Origin of the sequence: Pseudomonas sp. EA_65y_Pfl1_P113, assembly GCF_963970525.1 — a bacterium.
GTDB lineage: Bacteria > Pseudomonadota > Gammaproteobacteria > Pseudomonadales > Pseudomonadaceae > Aquipseudomonas > Aquipseudomonas tritici.
This window is the reverse complement of the sequence record NZ_CAXAQM010000366.1, coordinates 1-517: the sequence shown is the minus strand read 5'-3', so window position 1 is coordinate 517 and position 517 is coordinate 1. Positions and strand designations below refer to the sequence as shown.

Sequence of the window (517 nt, the reverse complement as noted above, 5' to 3'; positions counted from 1 at the left end):
GGCGGTCGTCGCGCGTGGGTATCCCCAGCGGACGCCGCTTACCCTTGCCTTTCGGGATGAATACCCGACGCACTGGTTTCGGTTTGTAGGCTCCAGCCACCACACTGGCGATCAATGGGTCGAGGTCTTCCGGACCGAAGTCCGCGAAGGTCTCGCCATCGACACCCGGCGTCATCGTCCCCCGATTGGAGACGATCTTCTTGAGTCCCTGCTCCCAGAGAAGCCGAGACCCCATCAGACGATGAAGCCCATTTACTCGTTTGCCCGACGCTGCCAGCGTCGGAATGGCCTCCAACCGGGCCATCACAGTTTCAGGTAGCATCAGCACACCCCATGATTTCGGTTGAAGTATCGCAACTGCCGCCCTTCCCCCGGCGGTCTCCGCTTTCGGCCCGGTCGCCCGTTCCTTATGCGGATGCACCGTCTCCCCGACTGGGAAGCTGTCCCAGGCATTACCCCGGGCGTTTGAGTACTATGGCGGCTCCGTACCCATGCAGGTCGGCCGAAGCCGCCTGTT

Annotated in this window: 1 pseudogene; it reads right to left on the bottom strand. The window is 62.3% G+C overall.

Annotated features, from left to right (window positions below):
• Positions 1-322 (bottom strand): annotated as a pseudogene (locus tag AACY52_RS30080) (RNA-dependent DNA polymerase); the annotation flags it as partial.
• Between the last annotated feature and the right edge of the window lie 195 nt (positions 323-517).